Raw genomic sequence first — 20133 nt, 5'->3', positions numbered from 1 at the left:
CTATCCCTATTGCAAAAAAAAACGCTGTTCGAATGTCTCCGACTTCGAACCAATATGTAAAGTAGTCTACAGACTACTTGTGCTGTGCGCTATTTTTGCAATACATATGGGTTTTGCAAACTACAGGCATAGTAGTTCGAAATCAGAGACATTCGAACAGCGGAACACTTCGGAGAGCGGGGGTAAGCGCCCATCAAATATGACTATATATCATTATTTTTAATTTTCGGCTGCCCGATAATTTTTTTTTTTGTTTGTTTGTTTGTTTTATTTTTTATATATCTTTATATCAGACCTTTATCATATCATATGCACACAATAAACCTAAACTATTTGCATCCCAAAAATTACGACTTCTCGGGGAGAGTTAGTAAAAAACTGAAAGACGTATCGCTTATCAGAAATCCTTTTATTTAAAAAAAGTTATTCATTGACTACCCAACAGGTTAAGCCTGCTTACAGTCATTTTTATATTCAAAACATTAATATTCCTGTTTAATAAACAGATAAAGCTAATGGTTTACAATAACATTGTTAAAAACCTGGCCACTAATGAGGCACTGGTTACTTTATTTCTTGGTCCTGAACTAAACATTGACCAGCAAGGCCGAAGTTATCGAACATATTTTGCTGAAAAGGCGAAAGACTTGAAAGTGAAATATTGTGTTAGGGAAAATATTTTTTTGTATAAATCATCCGATAAAGACACCAGGACAAAACTTATAGAAACCTATCAGGATTTTTATGAAAATGTTGGGGACAAAAGCTTATATGAATTAATTGCAAAAATTAAATTTCCGCTTATCGTTAATGCCGGACCAGACAGAACACTTAACAAGCTTTTTGAACTATTACAAGTGCCCGGACAGGCCAAACTCTTCGATTCTGATTATAGGAAAACAACTGCAGAAGAGTCGACCCAATATCGTAAGGAGCCCATCGAAACTCCAAACCGGGATAAACCTTTTATTTATAACATATTCGGAGATATTTCAAATGGGAAAACTATCATAACCAATCATTCCGCCTTTTACAAATCCATTTCCAATTTGATGCAAAAAGTGAGCATCCCAGAATCGATCAACAATTTCATTAAAGATTCCAACTATCTCATCTTTTTAGGGTTTGATTTCGAGTCGTGGCAATATCAACTGCTATGTGAAAGATTAGAATTAGGTGACGGTGAAAACCCCGGCAATGGTTATAATTCCAATTACCAATTTAACCAGGACGCTATAATTCGAAAGGTACTGCCTGAAAAATTCAATATTGAATTTGTGGATGATTCTCCTTTGCAAATAATGGAAAACCTGGTCAAAGCCTGTGAGGCCCATCCCCTAAACGGGGCTCTTTTAAGGCTGCCTGCACCTCAGATACAAAAAGAGATATACATATCGTATGCCTGGGATGATGGCTCAACTGCTATAAGTGATAATTTACTAAAGGTATTGGATTCAAAGTTGGATAACGCTGAAAAGCTGGTACTGATCACCGAAATTGTAAAGCCATTTGGTAAAAGCGTGACCGGCCTGCCTACAAAAGCTGAAATTTATAGTCAGCTAATCGAACACGATAGCCAAGCTACGATAGACCCCCAAAAAGTGGAGAATTGGTATCAGCAACTACCGGTTGTCGACACCCAGGATCCGGTTTTTAAAAATTATTCAAGAGAAGCAGTGGTTAATTACCTGGAAGCCGGATTTTTAGCAAAAGGTGTTAAAGTTTTTAGGGATAAAAAAGTGATGACACTTGGCGACAGTATAGATACCTTCATGTCGCGAATTGGAAATGGAAAGGCTGTATTAAGAGTTATCAGCGATAAATATTTAAAATCTAAATATTGCATGGATGAAGCCTTACGTATTGATAAGAACAAACAAAATGCCAATGTTTTTAATGTTGTTTTAGCTGACGGCATACCCCTTAAAGAATTTAAAAAAAAATTAAGTGATTTCGGCAGGTGGCAATATCAACAATATTGGCGGGAGGTGTCAACCTCCATTTTTACCATTCTTGATAAAATAAATGTTGATATAGTTGAAAAAGAAATTATAAAGAAAGATTACACTGTATACCTTGATATTTACCAATTTATCAATCGCTTTATAAAAGATGTGACCGATACCATCAATAAAAACATAAATCCTGGTAATACCGACGGCTCAACGGATGTTACAGTTCCTCCCGTAGACAGCTTCGACCAGTCCACCAAAGCCGAACTGGATAGTTTTATTAACGCCGTATACCAAAAATTATAAATTGACATGAGAAGATATCCCGGAGTTAGTCCGTTTGAAGAAGAACAGAAAGACTTATTTAAGGGCAGGGAATCCGAAACCCGGGAATTGTTGATGAAGATTAACTTATACAGAACCTTGGCTATTCACGCCGAATCGGGAAGTGGAAAAAGTTCAATAATCAACACATCCATACTTACACAAACCCGGTACGGGAAAGATATCTATTTTCCAATCCTAATAAATTTTGAGCAGTTTGCCCGTGGAAACGAGTCTAAAGATCCTAAAGAGATCATCGTTAGTTACATTATAGACGAAATTAAAAAAAATGCCCAAAAACTTGATTCTCCGGATAAGTTAGCTTTTTTAAAACAGAAAGAGAACGATTTATGGTATTGGGAAAAGCTGTTTCAGGCCAACAACTGCGAGTTACTGCTAATTTTTGATCAATTTGAACTTTTGGAATCCTACTCCAAACCACAGATCAATTATTTGGGAAGGGAGCTTATGGATGTCATTAATTCAGATGCGCCACAGGAATACTATAAAAATGAGCAAGGTTTAGAAAATGAAGCAGCGTTTGAGCATTTGATAGAAAAGAAATCTAAATTGAAGATGGTTTTTGTTGTTAGGGAAGATAAACTCGGGGTGCTGACTTTACTGAAATACTATTTCCCAACTATTGTTGCCAATGATTACCATCTCAACAAAATCAGTTCCATAGGAGCAAAACAGGCTATTGTAGAACCGGCATTAGCTGAAGGTGAATTTGAGTCGCCCCAGTTTACTTATACCGATGAGGCTTTAGAGAAAATATTGCGTGAATTGAAGCCTAAAAATGCCGAGAAAATATTCGAAGAGGAGGAAAAAGAATATTTGATCGACCCGCTTGAAATGCAAATTGTTTGTGCTGGTATCGAAAATAACGTCATTAGCCTTGATAACAAATCGAAAGCCGCAGGAGTCGATAATCCAATAGAAATCAATATAGATAATTTGCCAGACTTCAAAGATATTGTCAACCAGTTTTATGCGGAATGCTGGTTAAGGGTAGAGCAAGTATTTAGAAAGAAAAAAAAGTGGCACGAAGCTAAGTTTATAACCGCAAAAAGAGAGATAATAATGGAGTTGATAAAAGATAGCATCCGGGTAAAAGTTTCGGCGCAATCTTTTGACGATTTTCAAAAACAAATACTTCAGGAACTTAGAAGCCGAAAAATCGGTTTGGTCCGGGAACAAAATGATGGTGGTGTAAACTATTATCAAATAACTCACGACAGACTCCGGCAGCCATTTTTAGATGATGTTAAGGAGATAAAAAAAAATGAAATCACAGAAAAATATAAAAATCTTTATTCCACAGTTCTTCAAAAAATAAAAAGTGATTCGAATATTCAGCAAGATTTGCTCGAAAAGTTTTATGGGTTTCTTGAAAACGATTTGACTACTGCGGAAAACGATGTTTCAAAAATTAAATTAAATAAAGTTCCTCAGGAACTTGAAGAATTAATTAAAATTTTAGATACGGTCGATTTTCTGAGTTATAGTGCAGATCAAGAGGGCAATGCATATGTGGAATTAGCTCATCCGGCTCTGATCGCACAAATAGCGTATGAAAAAGAGAGACGATTGCATGAAAAGAAAAAAAAGCAACTTGAAACAAAAAATAAACGCTTAAAAAACTCGATATATTTAGCTATAACACTCCTATCAATAGTTTCGGCAATTATAGGTATGAGGATAAATTATAAGCGGACAATGAAGAATCTACAGTTAGCAATGCAGACAAAAGAATTGGATAATAAGAAAAAAGAAATATCTAATAAAATAAGGGATTCTATTCGTAATGTCTATTTTTATCCTGCCAAAACATTAGAATTTCAAAATCCTACATTGAGTTATTATCTTGCTAAACAGGCAGATAAAGTGGATTCAAATGAAAACTCCGTTAAAAAATTCCTGAAAGATTTCTTTATAAAACGGCCTTACTTTGTATCAAAAAGATTAATTGACAACGATTATGAATTTGTAACCGCTGACGCGTATAACTGCTATTTGTTTTCTCAGGATGAGATAAGCCATTACGCCTTTAACCAAGCTAATTCAATAACCAATACAAGTCAAGCTATTCAAAAAATTAACTTTGAGGTTGTATTAGCGGTACGAAATGTGGGCGACAAAATTTATTATATGCAAGCGATGCCCAAGGCAGATTACTATTCCATCACCCTAAAAAATATTGACCAAAAAACCATAGCTACATTTCAATATCGTGAAACTTCATTGCCTTATCGGGCAGCATTTGCTGATGATGGTAAGGCTTTTTTTTTAGATGGTGTGATTTATAGCGCTCCTTTTAAAGATTCGATCATCACGAGCCCCCGTGAAGGCTGTAAGGATATTATGAGCGTGGCGTTTACACATGATAGCAAAATGGTTATGGTAGGCTACTGGGGCGGACAAACCCTGGTATACGATGTAAAGAGAAAAGACGGAATGCCTATCATCGGATACTTTGGGGGGGCTGGAAATTCAGTTATATCCGCTATCGACATCAGCATCGATGATAAATATTTAGTGGACGGCGACCACGATGGCAAGATACACGTTTGGAAAACACAAGATGCTTACACACAACTGAAAAAAAGTAAGACATCCGACTCACTGACAATAATAAATAATTTTGCTTATAATTATTATCCCTATAAGCTCCTTTCCGGCCATCGTGATGAAGTTACAAGTATTGCCATTTCGACAAACAATGGGAAACGTATCATATCAGGCAGCAAAGATAAAACAGCCATCGTTTGGGATTTTGAAGGCAATATTAAGGCGGTATTGCGCGGACACCGCGATGATGTTGATCATGTACAATTTACCAACGACACAAGTAATGTAATTACCAAATCCACATCGGGCGAAGTAATGATATGGTCAGCATCCAAACCGGATATCCTGTTTAAAAAGAACCAGTTGGAACTTTTTGATCGTTATGATTACTTAGCTATAGGTCTTAATCCTGTAACTTTCATTCCTAATGAAGATGGGCCAAGTTTTACGAATAAAGTACAAATACTGGAAAAAGAACTGAAGACATTGCCCTATGTTAACGAGTATCCGGATAATCAAGCTTTTACTGATACCTTAAAAAGGTACCTAAAAGCGCTAAAAATACGTTACGAGCATATCAAGTATCAGAATGTTGTATATAAACAACTTTCTGATGATATAAAAAGAAGCCTTGACCTGGCTTACCTGGACATGATATATAATAAAGAACCTCAACTTACTCTTAACGATTCAAAAAGAACCAAAAAAGACCAGACAAGAGATAAACTTACTTATTATAAGCTTGTAATAGAGGAGTATAAATCAGGATTCACCGCCTGGAATAAGGTTAGGCGATACTTAAGCCTTTATCTTAAAAGTTTTACCATTGATAACTTTTCATATACCATGCAAGCACATGATGCAGCGTATATTGAAGGCATTTATCGTTCATATTACATAAAATACCCCGAAGTAAAAAAGGATTATAGCCTGGGCATAGCCGATGTCGCTTATATTTACTATAACCAAAAAAATTATTTAGCGGCAAAAGAAGAATATGCCAAAAGTTTAAAGCTGTTAGACAATAACGGAACTATGGTACAAGCAATTAATGTAAACTTGAATATCATTAAATGTTACTTACAACTTAACCAGGCAGGGCAAGCTAAAGATTGGTTAAAATCTATGCTCAGCCATTTTACCACAGTAAATAAAGTAGTATTCGCGCCAAAAGTCATTAGTGATTTTAAAAAAATGCATGGCGATAACTTTACGGATGAAGATTTTAGCACTTATTATATTTTATTGAAAGTTAAGAATCTTGATTTGCCGGAAACGCCTGCGAGCATCATATTTAAAGATTATGCTAAGGATATGTTAAATAATAATTTGGTTAGAAAGATAATAGTCAGTCAATCACCAAAATAAACTTTTAATCATGATGGCTAAGGTGTTTTCTAAAAAAAACACCTGATAATATCAAAGCATTTGAAATATGTTTAAAGCCTTTGATCCTTTAAATACTAAAACGGCCATAAGCTAAAATAATGGCTTGTAGTCCTTGCCCAATTAAGTTGATTGGGGCATCGAATTGAAATTTGTGAAAAATATAAATCTAACTGTCTACTTAAGAGTACGAATATGGATAAGGAAACTTTTGAAAAATATTTAAAGGAACGATATGAAGGTCAGATGAACTATTACAAAGGTACTTCAGCTAAAAACCAACGTACCTATAAAAGGTTTCAATGGACACTTATTGTTTTTTCGGCGCTCACTCCTGTTTTTGCAGCGTTAAAGAGCATTAAGTTTGGTTTTAATGCTTCTTCGCCTGTGGCAGATCTTAGCTCGCTTGTTTTAGTTACATCGAGTTTGGTTGCTATCTTAACTACAGCATTAAAAACATTTAATTACCAGGAATTATGGATTAATGCTCGCTCGACCTATGAAAAACTTAAACCTGAAATTCATTATTACAACTTTAATGTAGGCCCTTATAGTGTTATTGGTGTCGACAAAGAATCGGTTTTCATCACCCGGGTTGAAGTCATATTGGATACTGAACATACCTTATGGCCTCCAGCAAAAACACAAAACAAAAGCCATGGGTCAGAACAAAACAAAAGCCATGGGTCAGAACAAAACAAAGCTAAGTAAGGAATAAGAAGTCTGAATGTTTAATTTCATCCGGGTGTTTTTGTATACCCGCAGCTCGCGTAAAGGATAGAAACGGGTACCGGCCCGTGAATAAGGCCTGGTGCAGTATGAGTGGATAGCCTGGCGCCGCTTCTACCAGCGGCGTACGCCATGATTAGATTTGAGATGTGAGATTTTCTGCCCTTGTTGGAGTTGTCTCCAACAAGCCGATGCCATTTGATAGCAGAAACATCAATGGTTGATTGAACATTATCCTCCGAAGGTTTTGTTGGAGACAACTCCAACAAAGGCGAGGGATACCACCATATCGAAGAAATTTTGGTGAAAGCCGGTGCGAGGGCATAAGTCAGCGTGATGGTAAAATAAACCGGCAACCCGTTGTCCAATCCCCGTTGTCCGAAGTCAATGACATTCGGACAACGGAAAACTCTGTGTGCAGCAAAGGGACTAAGAGATTTAAATTACAATAAGGTTTAGGTTTTAAAACTACTAACAGGTGAGTTAGCTTTAACATCGCCTGTTAGTTTATAATGCTAAATTAGCGTTAACCTTCTGCCTCTGCAATACTGAAAAAGTGGTATATTAAATCGAGCGGAATTTATTAATAGCTTCTACCTTATTTTGTACCTGGAGCTTGACATACATATTACGAATGTGTTTTTTTACCGTGCCGGTAGTAATTTCAAGGCGATCGGCAATTTCTTTGTACTGCAGGCCGCGAGCCAGGTGGTTAAGAACTTCTACCTCCCGTTCTGTCAGGTTTTCGGCGGCAACGGCGGCTGGTTTTGCCGCAGCAGTATTGAATGACGCTATCACCCTGCGCGAGATATAGGCGCTCATGGGCGAGCCGCCTGCCGCAATTTCGGTAATCGCATTTCGGATCTCTTCGGCCGATGATTCTTTGAGTAAGTAGCCTGTTGCCCCGCTCTTTAACGATTCAAAAATATTGGTATTGTCATCGTTTATGGTACATACCATGAATTCGGTACCCGGCAGCAGCGGCTTGGCCCGCCGTATAAATTCAATCCCCGACATACCTTCCAGGTTTATATCAACTATAAAGATATCCGCTTTAAGCTCGTTAATTTTCTTTAATAAAGTTTCGGCATTGGCGTATGATCCCATCAGGCTTACTCCGCTCATGTCATGAATAATCTGTTCAAGCCCCCGCCGGTAATGTAAATTATCCTCTAACAAAACTATCTGGATCATGCTTGCAGTATTATGAAATGCTAATATCCTAAATTATCCCCGCTTTATCCTTACCGCCATCATCTAAAGGTTCAGTTTAAGGCTGATGGATGTACCTTTGCCCGGTGCTGTGTTAATTTTCAATTCGGCGTTCAACCTTTTTGCACGTGCATAAATGTTACGGATGCCCATGGTTTCGTGCCTGCGCGTATCGGGATCAAAGCCCCGGCCGTCGTCACGGATGCTGATATGCAGCCGGCTTTTGTAAAGGCTGATTGCCAGGAACGCGTTTTGTGCCTCCGAATGTTTAACTATATTATTTAAAACTTCTTTTATAAGCAGGTACACCTGCCGCCTTTTTTCGCCACTGATGGAAGTTGCGGTTTCGCCAACCGAGGTACTTTCGTGAAGGCGGATGCTGCTGGCTTCAAAAATCTTAACAGCCTGTTTATGAATAAAATTAACCAGGTTGCTTACCTCGTCGTTTTCGGCATCAAGGCTCCAGATAATTAGCCTCATCTGGGTAGATATATCGGTGATAGCCTCATGAATGGCGTCTATCTCCTTAAAAGCAGGCTGATTGGCCACTTTCCGGCTCAGCAACTCGGTTCGCAGCTTGATGCCCGATATGCTTGCCCCCAGATCGTCATGCACCTCGCTGCTGATGCGCTGGCGTTCACGCTGCAGGGCAAGCTCGCTTTCATAGTCCTTTTTTTGTAAGCCGATGATGGACAGGTAATATTTGCGCACCAGTAAAAAAACAATAACTATAGCGCCTATAACAGCTATAGCCTGCAGCCATAGCTGCTGATACCATAAAGGAATAACGTCAAACTGAAAAACAAGCGATGGGCTCAGCTGGTTAAAGCGGTCGGCAGCCACTGCTTCCAGCTCATAGTGTCCGGGGGGTAACAGATCAAACCGTTTTTCGCCGGACGGCGCAATGCTCCAGTTTTTATCAACCCCCCTGAGTCTGAACCGGTATTGTATTTTACCCATGCTTTTGTAGGATAGGGCAACGCAGTTAAATACAACAGGCTGGCCGTACGTAAAGTTATCTTGTTTTCCCGGTATCCCGTCGTTAATCATTATCGGCCGGGGCAGGTTGGCGTTCCCTAAATTTTGAGTAACCGCTATGCCCTGATCAGTGGCTATATAATAATCACGACCGTTTTGTACAACATCGGAAACGTTATCTGACGGCAGCCCGTTGCTGGTGTTTAGCAGGCTTACCCGGTAATTTTGATAATTATTACTAAAGCTAATAACGCTTGCGCCGTTAGCGGTACAGGCCCATAAGGTATTGGCATCCGTCCATACCAGGTTGCGGATATCACCGGACGAAATAGCAGGTGAGTTAAATTGAATAATTTTTTCACCAGCAACCAAAAATACGCCCTGAGCTTCGGTACCTATCGCATATACATTGTTGTTTGACGCCAGGCATTTTACAACTTTTATCCCATGATTAGAATGTATACGCGTATATGCGAAGTTAACGCGAGTTATTGGAACTTTAATTTGATATAGTCCATAAAGAGACCCCACAAACAAGCGGTCTTTTAACCGGGTGAGCGATGTTACCCGGATAGGGGCAAGTTCGTACCAGGAACATTTACGTAAATGATCTGTTATCGTTGTAACGGCTTTATAAGATAAGTAATAAACCGTGTCATTGCGTTGTACAATGCCTTTTACCGGGCCATCGGCATACATTTCCGGGCGCCATGACAGCGGATTGTTATTAGAAACATTTAACCCGAATATGCCATTATCAGTACCAATCATGAGCCTGTTGCCCGGAATTGTAAACAGACAGGTTATCCGGTTAAAGTCAGACCGGTTTTGCTTTATAGACAAGGTGCCAATTGGTGAACTTTGATTTGGGCCAAGCTTTATATAACTCAGCGTGCTTAAAACGTGCCCCGTAAAAAGATAGCCGCCAGCAATGCTCAGCTTTAAAACGTCTTCATTTGCCAGGCCGCTTTCTTTGTTAATGATCTTTACTTCGGGGTTGGTGCTTAAAAAGAAGCCGTTGTCATAACTGCCAAACCATATATTATTTTCCCGGTCAATAAGGGTGCCGGTAGTGATGTAATTGTTAAGGTAATTTTTTCGCTCGCCGGTAAGGTAGTTGATAATGTATGTGCCCTGTTTTACCGTGGTAACGGCAAAGGTATTTTTACCGGTAAGGTAAACCGAAGTTACATTGCCGGTAAAAGATATTTTATGAAGCGGGATGATCCCGCTTTTTTTATACTGATAAACATGCACCCATTCTTTGGTTATCAGTAACAGGTGATTTTGCCGGATAGCTAATTTGTAAGGTTTGGTATTGGTTTTGGCTGTTACGTGATTTAAGTGCCCGGCCGAAAGTTCTTTCTCGAGTACGTTAACATCATTTTCAGACAGGATAATCTCTTCCCCGTCCGTGCCATAAATATAACTCCCCGGGTGTTGAATGGTGTTTTTTTTTGATCTTAACTCGTTAAAGTGAAAAACTTTAGTACTGAGCCCATAATTTACACAAAGCTCATTGTAACGGTTAAAAAAGAAATTGGCAAAAGGCAGTACTAATATCTTTTGAGTGGGGGTGAGTTTATGTATAAGGCCGTTTTCATAATAACAAACCTGGTAATTATTACAGTAAAAAAATATTCGGTGATAATTGTCCTCGGCTACCCGGAAACATTCATTGCTTTCCAGCCCGTCGGCCGATGTGAAGTTTTTAAAGTGCTGCCCATCAAACCTGCTTACACCTTTATCGGTGGCTATCCAGATAAAGCCCCGGCTGTCCTGCATTAAATAATTAACCCGTGAACTGGGCAGACCTTCAGGCGCGCCGTAGTTTTTCAGGTAAACTACCTGGTAGGGCGTGCCGGCATATACGCCCGAAAATAAAAACTGCGTTAATATTAAAAGTTTGAAAACAAGGCTTTTTAATGGCATTTTATTATCTGCACAATTTAAACAACGCCGCTTTTTTAATATACAATGATATGGTGTGTACGGCTTTGTATAGCCTGATAAATATAAAAATAAATGCTAGATAACGTGTTTAGCGATTGGATATAGAAGAAATAAATAAAAAAAGCGACGAAAAAAGCCATGCATGTTGCTGAAAATCAGTATCTATGCCCTTGTTGGAGTTGTCTCCAACAAGCCAATGCCAGTTGAGAGCAGAAACATCAATGGTTAATTGAACATTATTCTACAACGGTTTTGTTGGAGACAACTCCAACAAAGGCGAGCGCAATTGTAAATTCAGAAATCTGGAAGGATTATATTTTGTTAGTTTTGCGACTGTTTTTGGGGTAGATGTTTTTGTAAAGATGTAATATTTTGATTGTCTAACATATCGCCGCCGTAAGGGCATGGCGCATACTTAGCATGCGGGTCACAAGGCAGGAGCCTTGCGACAGCGAGGGAAGATAATAGAAGGATACAACGTTAAATTTTAAAATGTGAAAACGTCAAGGCTTATATTAATTGGTTTTATTATTACTTTTTTTGCATTTTCATGTAAAAGAAGTAATGAAAGAAATGCATTGTCCTTTAAAAACGAATTCAAAGATGTACAGGACTCTTTGTTTCGAATGGAAATGTTGCTGTCGAAACTTCCAAAAAGAGAGGATAATCGAAATACAAACTACCAATTGCAAGGAGATGGGTTATACGTTAATGATATTCCAATAGAAAAAGCCACTTCTGCATCTTATCGCCTCTCTAAGATTTACACAGCCACGGAAATACGGGAAATTTTAGTGCTTTCAGATTATTTAAATAAAAACTTTGTATCAAGTGCCTATTTTGATGAAGTTGATAGTATATGGAGATTTATTTATAAATCCGGTTCTAATAGTAATTACAATGATGTAAGGGATATTTGCTTAGCACATAGACCAGGATTGTTCATCACTTCAAACGATACCATCTTAGAACACAAGGCTCAGCTATATTTAGTCGCACCAAAAGATGCAGACGTCGATAGATAGCTTTCGTTGTCGCAAGTTGTATTGTGAATTGCTCCCCAGCTACCGCAAGGTCTTTTCGCTGCCGCAGGCTCCAGCCGTGTGGCCCGCTGATAGGTAAACGCCATGCTAAGTAATAAATATGCAACACCCGGATGTTTAATTGCATCCGGCTGTTTTTGTATGCCCGCAGCTCGCGTAAAGGATAGAAACGGGTACCGGCCCGTGAATAAGGCCAGTGTAGTATGAGTGGATAGCCTGGCGCCGCTTCTACCGGCGGCGTACGCCATGATTACACGCGTGCGCCAGCGGGGCGTATTGATAAGTGCAATTCCAGTAATCATATGCGTATGAAAGTATTAACTATTAAAAAGTCGGATTTGTATAAAAAAAAGGCTAATTTGCTTACATTCTGATGTTTCTTTCAACCTAAATTTGATGATTCCGAAAAAGGCATTTATATAGAATGCCAAACCAATTATAAGTACAGTCATTTAAAAAGTTATCCGGCATTTACTAAAGTCGAAATTCATGAAGAGAAGAGCACTCATAAAAGGTCGGTATAACCTGTTACTAAATTTGCAATATGAAAAAAAAAGCAATACTTAAAACTATCGTAATCGCCGGCCATTTTATTACCGTTATGCTCATTTGCAATCCGGCTTTTTCACAATATATCGGCCAGTATCAAGCAGAGCTGACCAACCGGCCTGAAGTCGCCGCAAAGGCACAAAGCTTTAATTTACAGGATGTAAGGTTATTAGACAGTCGTTTCAAACAAAACATGGAACGCGATGCCAGCTGGATGTTGAGCATTAGTAATGCAAGCTTGTTGCATACCTGGCGGTTAAATGCCGGTATCGCATCCAATGCCAAGCCCCTGGGTGGATGGGAATCACCAAATTGTGAGTTACGCGGACATATTATGGGCCATATACTTTCGGGACTTGCGTTGATGTATGCTTCAACAGGCGAGATAGTTTACAAACAAAAAGCCGATTCGTTGGTGACAGCACTTGCCGAGTGCCAGCAGGTTTTGGATGAAGGTGGTTACCTAAGTGCTTTCCCAAAACAATTTATCAACCGGGCAATCAAGGGTGAGTGGGTGTGGGCACCCTGGTATACTATCCACAAAGTGATGGCAGGGCTAACCGATATGTATCTGTATACAGGCAACAAGCAGGCTTTGGATATTGCAGAAAAGATGAGTGGATGGGCTTTTCATAAACTTGAGCCTTTAACGCTTCAGCAATTGGCCACCATGGAAAAAACTGAGTTTGGCGGAATGAGTGAAGTTGCCTATAATTTGTATGCCATAACAGGAAACAAGAACGACAAAAGATTAGCAGAACTTTTTTATCATCACGCTATTATGGACCCTTTAGCAAATAAGGAAGATAAACTGGCGGGGGTTCACGCTAATACCCAAATCCCTAAAATAATAGGTGCGGCGCGCGGATACGAACTTACACATGATGACACGCTAAAAAGGATTGCTGAATTTTTTTGGCAAACGGTTATCAATCACCATACCTTTGCAACCGGTGGTAACAGCGATCAGGAATTTTTCTTTACTCCCGATCAAATTTCGAAACATATTACAGCCACTACCACCGAAACCTGCAATACCTACAATATGCTAAAACTGACACGTCACTTGTTTACCTGGACAGCAGACGTAAAGTATGCAGATTATTACGAACGCGCTTTATATAACCATATATTGCCATCGCAGGAAGCGGGGACTGGTATGGTAACCTATTTACAATCAGTAAAGCCCGGTTTGTTCAAGACTTATAGTTCACACGACGACTCCTTTTGGTGTTGCGTGGGCACGGGTTTTGAAAATCATGCTAAATATGCCGAAAGTATTTATTACCACACGGATAATGGCATTTATGTTAACCTGTTTATCCCATCGGAATTGAACTGGGGCGAGAAAGGCTTTAAAATAGTTCAACAAACCCGCTATCCCGAAGAAAGCGTGACTAACCTTACCGTAAAGGAAGCGCCGTCGCGGATTCCGTTTTCGTTATATATCCGATATCCGCATTGGGCAACGTCAGGTGCTACGATTACAATAAATGGTAAAGCAGTTAAAATATCAGAAAAACCCGGAAGTTATATTGAGTTAAAACGAGTATGGAAAACCGGCGATAAAGTGGTTGTTAATTTTCCCATGTCGTTACGATTGATCCCGGCAAACGATGATGCAAAGGTGGCTGCAATTGCTTACGGCCCATTGTTGCTGGCGGGGGATATGGGCACCAACGGAATAAAACCGCCTGCACCTTTTGCTAAGGACCAGCTGGACTTTGTAAATTATAATATCCCTGAAGATGTTATCAGTTCATTAAATGTTAAAGACCGGAAATTGACCGACTGGCTAACACAATTGACGGGGAAGCAGCTTATCTTCAAAACCAAAGACGTGGCGGCCAGGCCTATTACTCTGATTCCCTATTATGAGATTGATAAACAGCGTTATGTACTCTATTGGAACTTGAAATGACCCAACTACAATTATGCGAAATGCCGGTATTCCACTTCTACCCAACCAATTAAAATAAACCCTAACCAATTAAAATAAAAATAAGTTCTATGAAACGCAGAAACTTTGTTCAAAACTCCGTACTGGCAGGTGCATCAATATTAACAACTGGACTTTTAAAATCAAATTCAGCAAATGCCAAGACCACAAATGTTGGTAACGGCAAACCTTTTAATTTAAATTATGGCATACATGATGGCATGTTTAAAAACCATGCAGGTGGCGATTTTATTGATCAAATTAAGTTTGCTTACGAGCAGGGATTTCGAAGTATCGAAGATAACTGGATGGGTGGGCGGCCAGTTGATCAGCAGAAAAAGATTGGAGATACGCTGGCCAAATTGGGTATGTCCATGGGCGTTTTTGTACAACCTGGTTTAGGCAATGATTCTAACCTATTAGCATCAGGCAAAGCGGAATATATCGATAAGTTTGTTGCCAGCTGTAAGGAAGCGGTTGAAGTAGCCAAACGTATCAATGGTAAACTGGTTACCGTCGTTCCCGGAGATTTTGTACGCAACCTGCCTATTGGCATACAAACAGGTAATGTAATTGAAGCTATCAAAAAAGGAACAGCCATTATTGAACCCCATGGCCTGATGATGGTGCTGGAACCCCTTAGCGACAACCCCGACCTTTTTTTACGTACACCCGATCAAGCTTATGCTATTTGCAAGGCAGTAGGCAGCCCATCTTGCAAAATCTTGTACGATATGTACCATATACAACGCAACCAGGGCAACATTATCCCTACACTTAATTGGGTTTATGATGAAATAGGTTATTACCAGGTTGGCGATAATCCTGGCCGCAACGAACCCGGTACCGGCGAGATTAATTACAAAAATATATTCAAACTTATTTATGATAAAGGATACAAGGGAGTGGTAGGCATGGAGCACGGCAATGCGGGTGCCGGTAAAGCAGGCGAGCTTGCTTTGATCAAAGCATATCGCGAAGCTGATAGTTTCATTTAGGCAACAGGAAGAACTGAGTATTATTATAATAGAAATGGACAACAATAAAAGAAAACATAGAAATGGACAACAATAAAAGAAAACGTTTTTTACTAATAAGTGGATCAGTGGCAGCGATTCCTTTGTTAGTAGTATTTGGGGCCTTTACCAATATTTCTGAAAAACACTCATCGTATAATTTGGCTACGATTGATACGCCGCTCACTGAAGCACAAAAACATTTGGCTAAAAATGGCTTGAAGGAGCTCGACGTGGCGCCTGGTCTGCGTGTTGAAACTATGGCAACCGAACCCATGTTGATTAACCCTACCAATATCGACGTGGATGAAAAAGGAAGGGTTTGGGTGACGGAGGCCTATAATTACCGGTTTGAGATTAATCACAACAAACCCAGGGAGGCAGGTGACCGGATAGTAATTTTAGAAGATAAGGATGGAGACGGAAGTTTGGAAACCAGTACGGTATTTTATCAGGGCCCCGAGGTTAATGCACCTTTAGGCGTGTGCGTATTAGGTAACCGGGTATTGATATCGCAAAGCCCATATGTTTGGGCTTTTTATGATGACAATAATGATGGTAAAGCCGACCGAAAAGAAATATTATTCCAGGGGATAGGCGGTATACAACATGATCATGGGATGCACAGCTTCGCATTTGGCCCGGATGGTAAACTATATTTCAATTTTGGGAATGCTGGTAAAACTCTCAGAGATAAAAATAATGAGGTCGTACTGGATCAGGATGGTGATGAGATAGGACCTAAAAAATACAAAGAAGGAATGCTCTTCCGTTGTGATCCTGACGGTACTCATGTGGAATGTCTGGGCCATAATTTCAGAAACGAATACGAATCGGCCGTAGATAGTTATGGAAATATATGGCAAAGTGATAATGATGATGACGGGAATAAAGGAGTACGAATCAATTACGTTATGGAATATGGAAATTATGGATATGCGGATGAAGTAACCGGTGCGGGCTGGACTGCTAAACGCATTAACATGGAAGATTCGATCCCGCTTCGTCACTGGCATCAAAATGATCCGGGTGTTATCCCCAATCTTTTACAAACAGGTTCCGGCTCCCCTACCGGAATGATTTTTTATGAAGGGATGCTGTTACCGCAGCAGTTTCAAAATAGGATGATCCATGCCGAACCGGGACATAATGTTGTTCGGGCCTATCCTGTTCAAAAAGCTGGCGCGGGATATACTGCCGGTATCCTCAACATGCTTAATGGCGATAGGGACCAATGGTTTCGCCCGGCAGATGTCTGTACAGCTCCGGATGGTTCTTTAATTGTAGCCGACTGGTATGATCCTGGCGTTGGCGGACATCGGGTGGGGGATCTTCAGCGTGGTCGCATATACCGGGTTGTTCCGGAAAGTATGAAAGCGACCTATAAAATACCTGAACAGGATTATACCACTCCGAAGGGTGCAGTCATTGCCTTGCAAAATCCAAATCTCGACGTTCGCAGGCATGCTTTCGTAGCATTAACCGGCATGGGAGAATCAGCAATAGCGGAGCTGGAAAAGTTATGGTTAACGTCGCCCAATCCCCGTATGCGTGCCCGGGCCCTATGGGTGCTTTCAAAATCAACAAAGGCCACAAAATATCTTTCCGAAGCCATCAACAATCCTAACCCTGATTTAAGGATAGCCGGGCTGAGGGCGGCAAGAGAAGTAAATACCAATGTGCTTAAACTTGCAGGAGCTTTAGTAAATGATCCAGACGCACAGGTAAGGCGCGATTGTGCGATTGCGTTACGGCATCGGAATGAACCGGAAGCCGCGACGATATGGGCGGCACTTGCAGCGAAACATGATGGCAATGACAAATGGTATTTAGAGGCACTGGGTATCGGGGCCGACAAGCAATGGGACCAATTCTTTGCAGCCTACCTGAAAGTAGTACCGGATCCTTTATTAACAGCCGGAGGCAGAGATATAGTCTGGCGGGCCCGAACAAATACCGCGCTTCCATATCTGGTAAAGCTGGCTAAAGATGCAGGTGTTCCGTTAAAATCCCGTTTGAGATATCTCAGAGCTTTTGACTTTTATCCAGAAGCTGAGAAATCCAAAGCTTTAGTCAAATTATTAGAAGAGAATAATGGTAAAGATTTGAAATTAAGTGCGATAATATTGAAGTCATTAAATCCTCAGGATATATCAGGTTCACCTGTATCTCAGCAACAGGTGAAACAGGTTTTAAATTCATACACCGGAACACAGGATTTTGTTGATATGGTAAAACAATATAATATTATCACAGAAGCCGATAAATTGATGGATCTGGTAAAATCCAATGGTATTCAGAGTAACGGAGGATATCAGGGCGGAGGAATCGGGGCCGATGCGGCAAGGGTATTACTTAAAGCTAATGAAGACCCTCGCTTCCTAAATGTGATTAAAGGTAAAGATCAGCAAAAGACGTCCAATGTTTTAGCAGTACTTGGTGCAATAGGCAACGATGAATCAACAGCTATCCTGTCAAAGGTGATTTTATCAAATCAGTACAGCATATCCACTCGTCAAAAAGCGATTCAAACGCTGGGTAAAAGCCAAAATGGGGAAGACCGCGTTCTGGAAATGCTCCAGGGAAAAAAATTACCTCAGAGTTTAATTGAGCCAGCCGTTGCAGGCTTGAGCGGAACACTCAGAAAAAGCACATTGGACAAAGCAAAAGCATTTTTGCCCAATAACAATGTTGCCAAAATCGCTAAAACCAAGATGCCTTCTGCTAATCTTAATGCCATACTTGCTTTAAAAGGAAATGCTCTGAAAGGAGATGCCGTTTTCCTCAGAACCTGTTCCGTATGTCATAGAGCTAATAAAGCTGGTTTTGAATTTGGACCTAATTTATCAGAAATAGGTGCGAAATTACCGAAGGAAGGATTATTTGATGCTATTGTTAACCCCTCTGCAGGTATTAATTTTGGATATGAGACCTCACAACTTGTTATGAAAGATGGATCGACCCTGATGGGGATTATTTCGAGCCGGACGGAGACAGATATCGAATTGAAATACCCTGGAGGCTCTGTTCAGAAAATAAAAACCAATGATGTTAAGCAAATAAAAAAAGTGTCAACCTCTATGATGCCGGCCGGCCTGCATCAAACAATGTCAAAACAAGAATTCGCGGATCTACTTACGTTCCTTGCCTCTTTGAAAAAGAAAAGATAATACAAATAATGCAGTAGCCCCTTCCGTTGGCACACGCGTGTCGTGTGTGGCCCGCTGATAGGTAAACACCATGCTAAGGAATAAATATACAACACCCGGATATTAATTTCATCCGGGTGTTTTTGTATACCCGCAGTTCGCGTAAAGGATAGAAACGGGTACCGGCCCGTGAATAAGGCCTCGTGCAGTATGAGTGGATAGCCTGGCGCCGCTTCTACCAGCGGCGTTCGCCCAGATTAGATTTGAGATATTAGATTTGAGATCCGGGTTGCATTGAATTCCTTCGGCTTTTTGTGTATTAGTTGGCAATAAGAATGATTGATATTAAGGAAATGATGTAGCTTTATACAAAAGCAAATACCGCACTTGACTTTTTGTAAGCGACGATAATTACGCTAAACAATTCGGACACAGCCCAAACCATCAATAAAAAAATAATCATGAATATTTTAATCATCATCTTACTTGTAATAGGAAGCATTATTGCTTTGCTGTTAATTATTGCGCTTTTGATGAAGAAGGAACATTATGTGAACAGTGAAATTATCATCAACGCGCCCCGGCAAAAAGTATTTGACTATTTAAAACTGCTGAAAAACCAGGACAAATTCAACAAACACGCCATGGCCGCCCCCGATAGGAATGGAGAATTCAAAGGAACAGACGGAACAGTTGGATTTATTTATGCCTGGAGCGGAGATAAAAATGCCGGTGTAGGAGAAAAGGAAATTATGAACCTTATTGAAGGGAAAAGGGTTGAGATGGAAATTCGTTTTGTAAAACCAATGGTAACCAGTGCCCGCATTATTATGGACATGGAAGCCTTAGCCGACAATAAAACCAAAGTAACCTGGAGCAATGCCGGTACATTGAAATATCCGGTAAATATGATGATACCAATGATGGAAAAACATGTTGCGAAAGATATGAATATCAGTTTGTCGACTTTGAAAAACATTCTCGAACAATAATCACAACACATAAAATACAACCAAATGCGTTCGGCATTTGTGCTTTATATGGACTAACAGTGAAATGTGTTTGAAAAAAAAGCCTTTTGTCATGCTGAACGTAGTGCACTGTTGTCCGGTAAAAGAATAATTTTCAGAGAAAAAGCAAGGGGTAAGCCGAAAGCCTACCCCTTTGTGTTGATATTTGAGTTACCACACTTAAACATTCAACATGGGCAAAAGTACTTTTTTTACCGGACAGCCGGTGCTGAACCAGTTATTAAGTTTAATAGACCGTAATGGTGTTCGATCGGTAGCAAGGCGGGGTGATCATGACCGCTATTATCGTTACTTCGATACT

The 20133-nt window shown here is 40.0% G+C and carries 11 protein-coding genes; 9 read left to right on the top strand and 2 right to left on the bottom strand.

Annotated features, from left to right (window positions below; all coding sequences use genetic code 11):
* The first annotated feature begins 515 nt into the window (after positions 1–515).
* The 3 genes from AC1DQW_RS25925 to AC1DQW_RS25915 all read left to right on the top strand — a co-directional run bounded on the left by AC1DQW_RS25925 (position 516) and on the right by AC1DQW_RS25915 (position 6944).
* Positions 516–2258: a toll/interleukin-1 receptor domain-containing protein gene (locus AC1DQW_RS25925; RefSeq protein WP_477456702.1), complete on the top strand. Its 1743-nt coding sequence runs from the start codon at positions 516–518 to the stop codon at positions 2256–2258.
* Between the two features lie 6 nt (positions 2259–2264).
* Positions 2265–6215 carry a WD40 repeat domain-containing protein gene (locus AC1DQW_RS25920; RefSeq protein ID WP_477456701.1) on the top strand — a complete coding sequence of 1317 codons (3951 nt, stop codon included), beginning with the start codon at positions 2265–2267 and terminating at the stop codon, positions 6213–6215.
* 213 nt (positions 6216–6428) lie between these two features.
* Positions 6429–6944 (top strand): DUF4231 domain-containing protein, encoded by a 516-nt coding sequence (locus AC1DQW_RS25915; RefSeq protein ID WP_477456700.1) that lies wholly within the window; start codon positions 6429–6431, stop codon positions 6942–6944.
* A 582-nt stretch (positions 6945–7526) separates the two neighbouring features.
* Here the strand turns inward: AC1DQW_RS25915 and AC1DQW_RS25910 are convergent.
* Both AC1DQW_RS25910 and AC1DQW_RS25905 read right to left on the bottom strand, forming a co-directional pair.
* Complete coding sequence (locus tag AC1DQW_RS25910) at positions 7527–8156, bottom strand: response regulator (RefSeq protein WP_477456699.1); 630 nt, start codon at positions 8154–8156, stop codon at positions 7527–7529.
* 63 nt (positions 8157–8219) lie between these two features.
* A complete protein-coding gene (locus AC1DQW_RS25905; RefSeq protein ID WP_477456698.1) occupies positions 8220–11084 on the bottom strand; it encodes a sensor histidine kinase in 2865 nt (954 codons plus the stop codon).
* 515 nt (positions 11085–11599) lie between these two features.
* Between AC1DQW_RS25905 and AC1DQW_RS25900 the strand changes: the two genes are divergently transcribed.
* The 6 genes from AC1DQW_RS25900 to AC1DQW_RS25875 form a co-directional block, all read left to right on the top strand.
* The gene (locus AC1DQW_RS25900) at positions 11600–12130 is read left to right on the top strand and encodes a hypothetical protein (protein WP_477456697.1); all 531 of its coding nucleotides are present in this window, start codon (positions 11600–11602) and stop codon (positions 12128–12130) included.
* A gap of 562 nt (positions 12131–12692) precedes the next feature.
* Complete coding sequence (locus AC1DQW_RS25895) at positions 12693–14618, top strand: glycoside hydrolase family 127 protein (protein WP_477456696.1); 1926 nt, start codon at positions 12693–12695, stop codon at positions 14616–14618.
* 89 nt (positions 14619–14707) lie between these two features.
* Entirely contained in the window at positions 14708–15634 is a 927-nt protein-coding gene (locus AC1DQW_RS25890) for a hydroxypyruvate isomerase family protein (protein WP_477456695.1), read from the top strand.
* Positions 15635–15696: 62 nt separating this feature from the next.
* Positions 15697–18822 (top strand): PVC-type heme-binding CxxCH protein, encoded by a 3126-nt coding sequence (locus tag AC1DQW_RS25885; protein ID WP_477456694.1) that lies wholly within the window; start codon positions 15697–15699, stop codon positions 18820–18822.
* Positions 18823–19262: 440 nt separating this feature from the next.
* On the top strand, positions 19263–19793 hold the full coding sequence (locus AC1DQW_RS25880; RefSeq protein ID WP_477456693.1) for an SRPBCC family protein: 531 nt from the start codon (positions 19263–19265) through the stop codon (positions 19791–19793).
* Between the two features lie 211 nt (positions 19794–20004).
* Positions 20005–20133, top strand: a 129-nt coding sequence (locus AC1DQW_RS25875; protein WP_477456703.1) for a DUF4372 domain-containing protein, incomplete at its 3' end; no start/stop codon positions are given.

It is taken from the genome of Mucilaginibacter sp. P5_A4, assembly GCF_056400605.1.
This window is presented reverse-complemented; position numbering and strand designations above follow the sequence as displayed.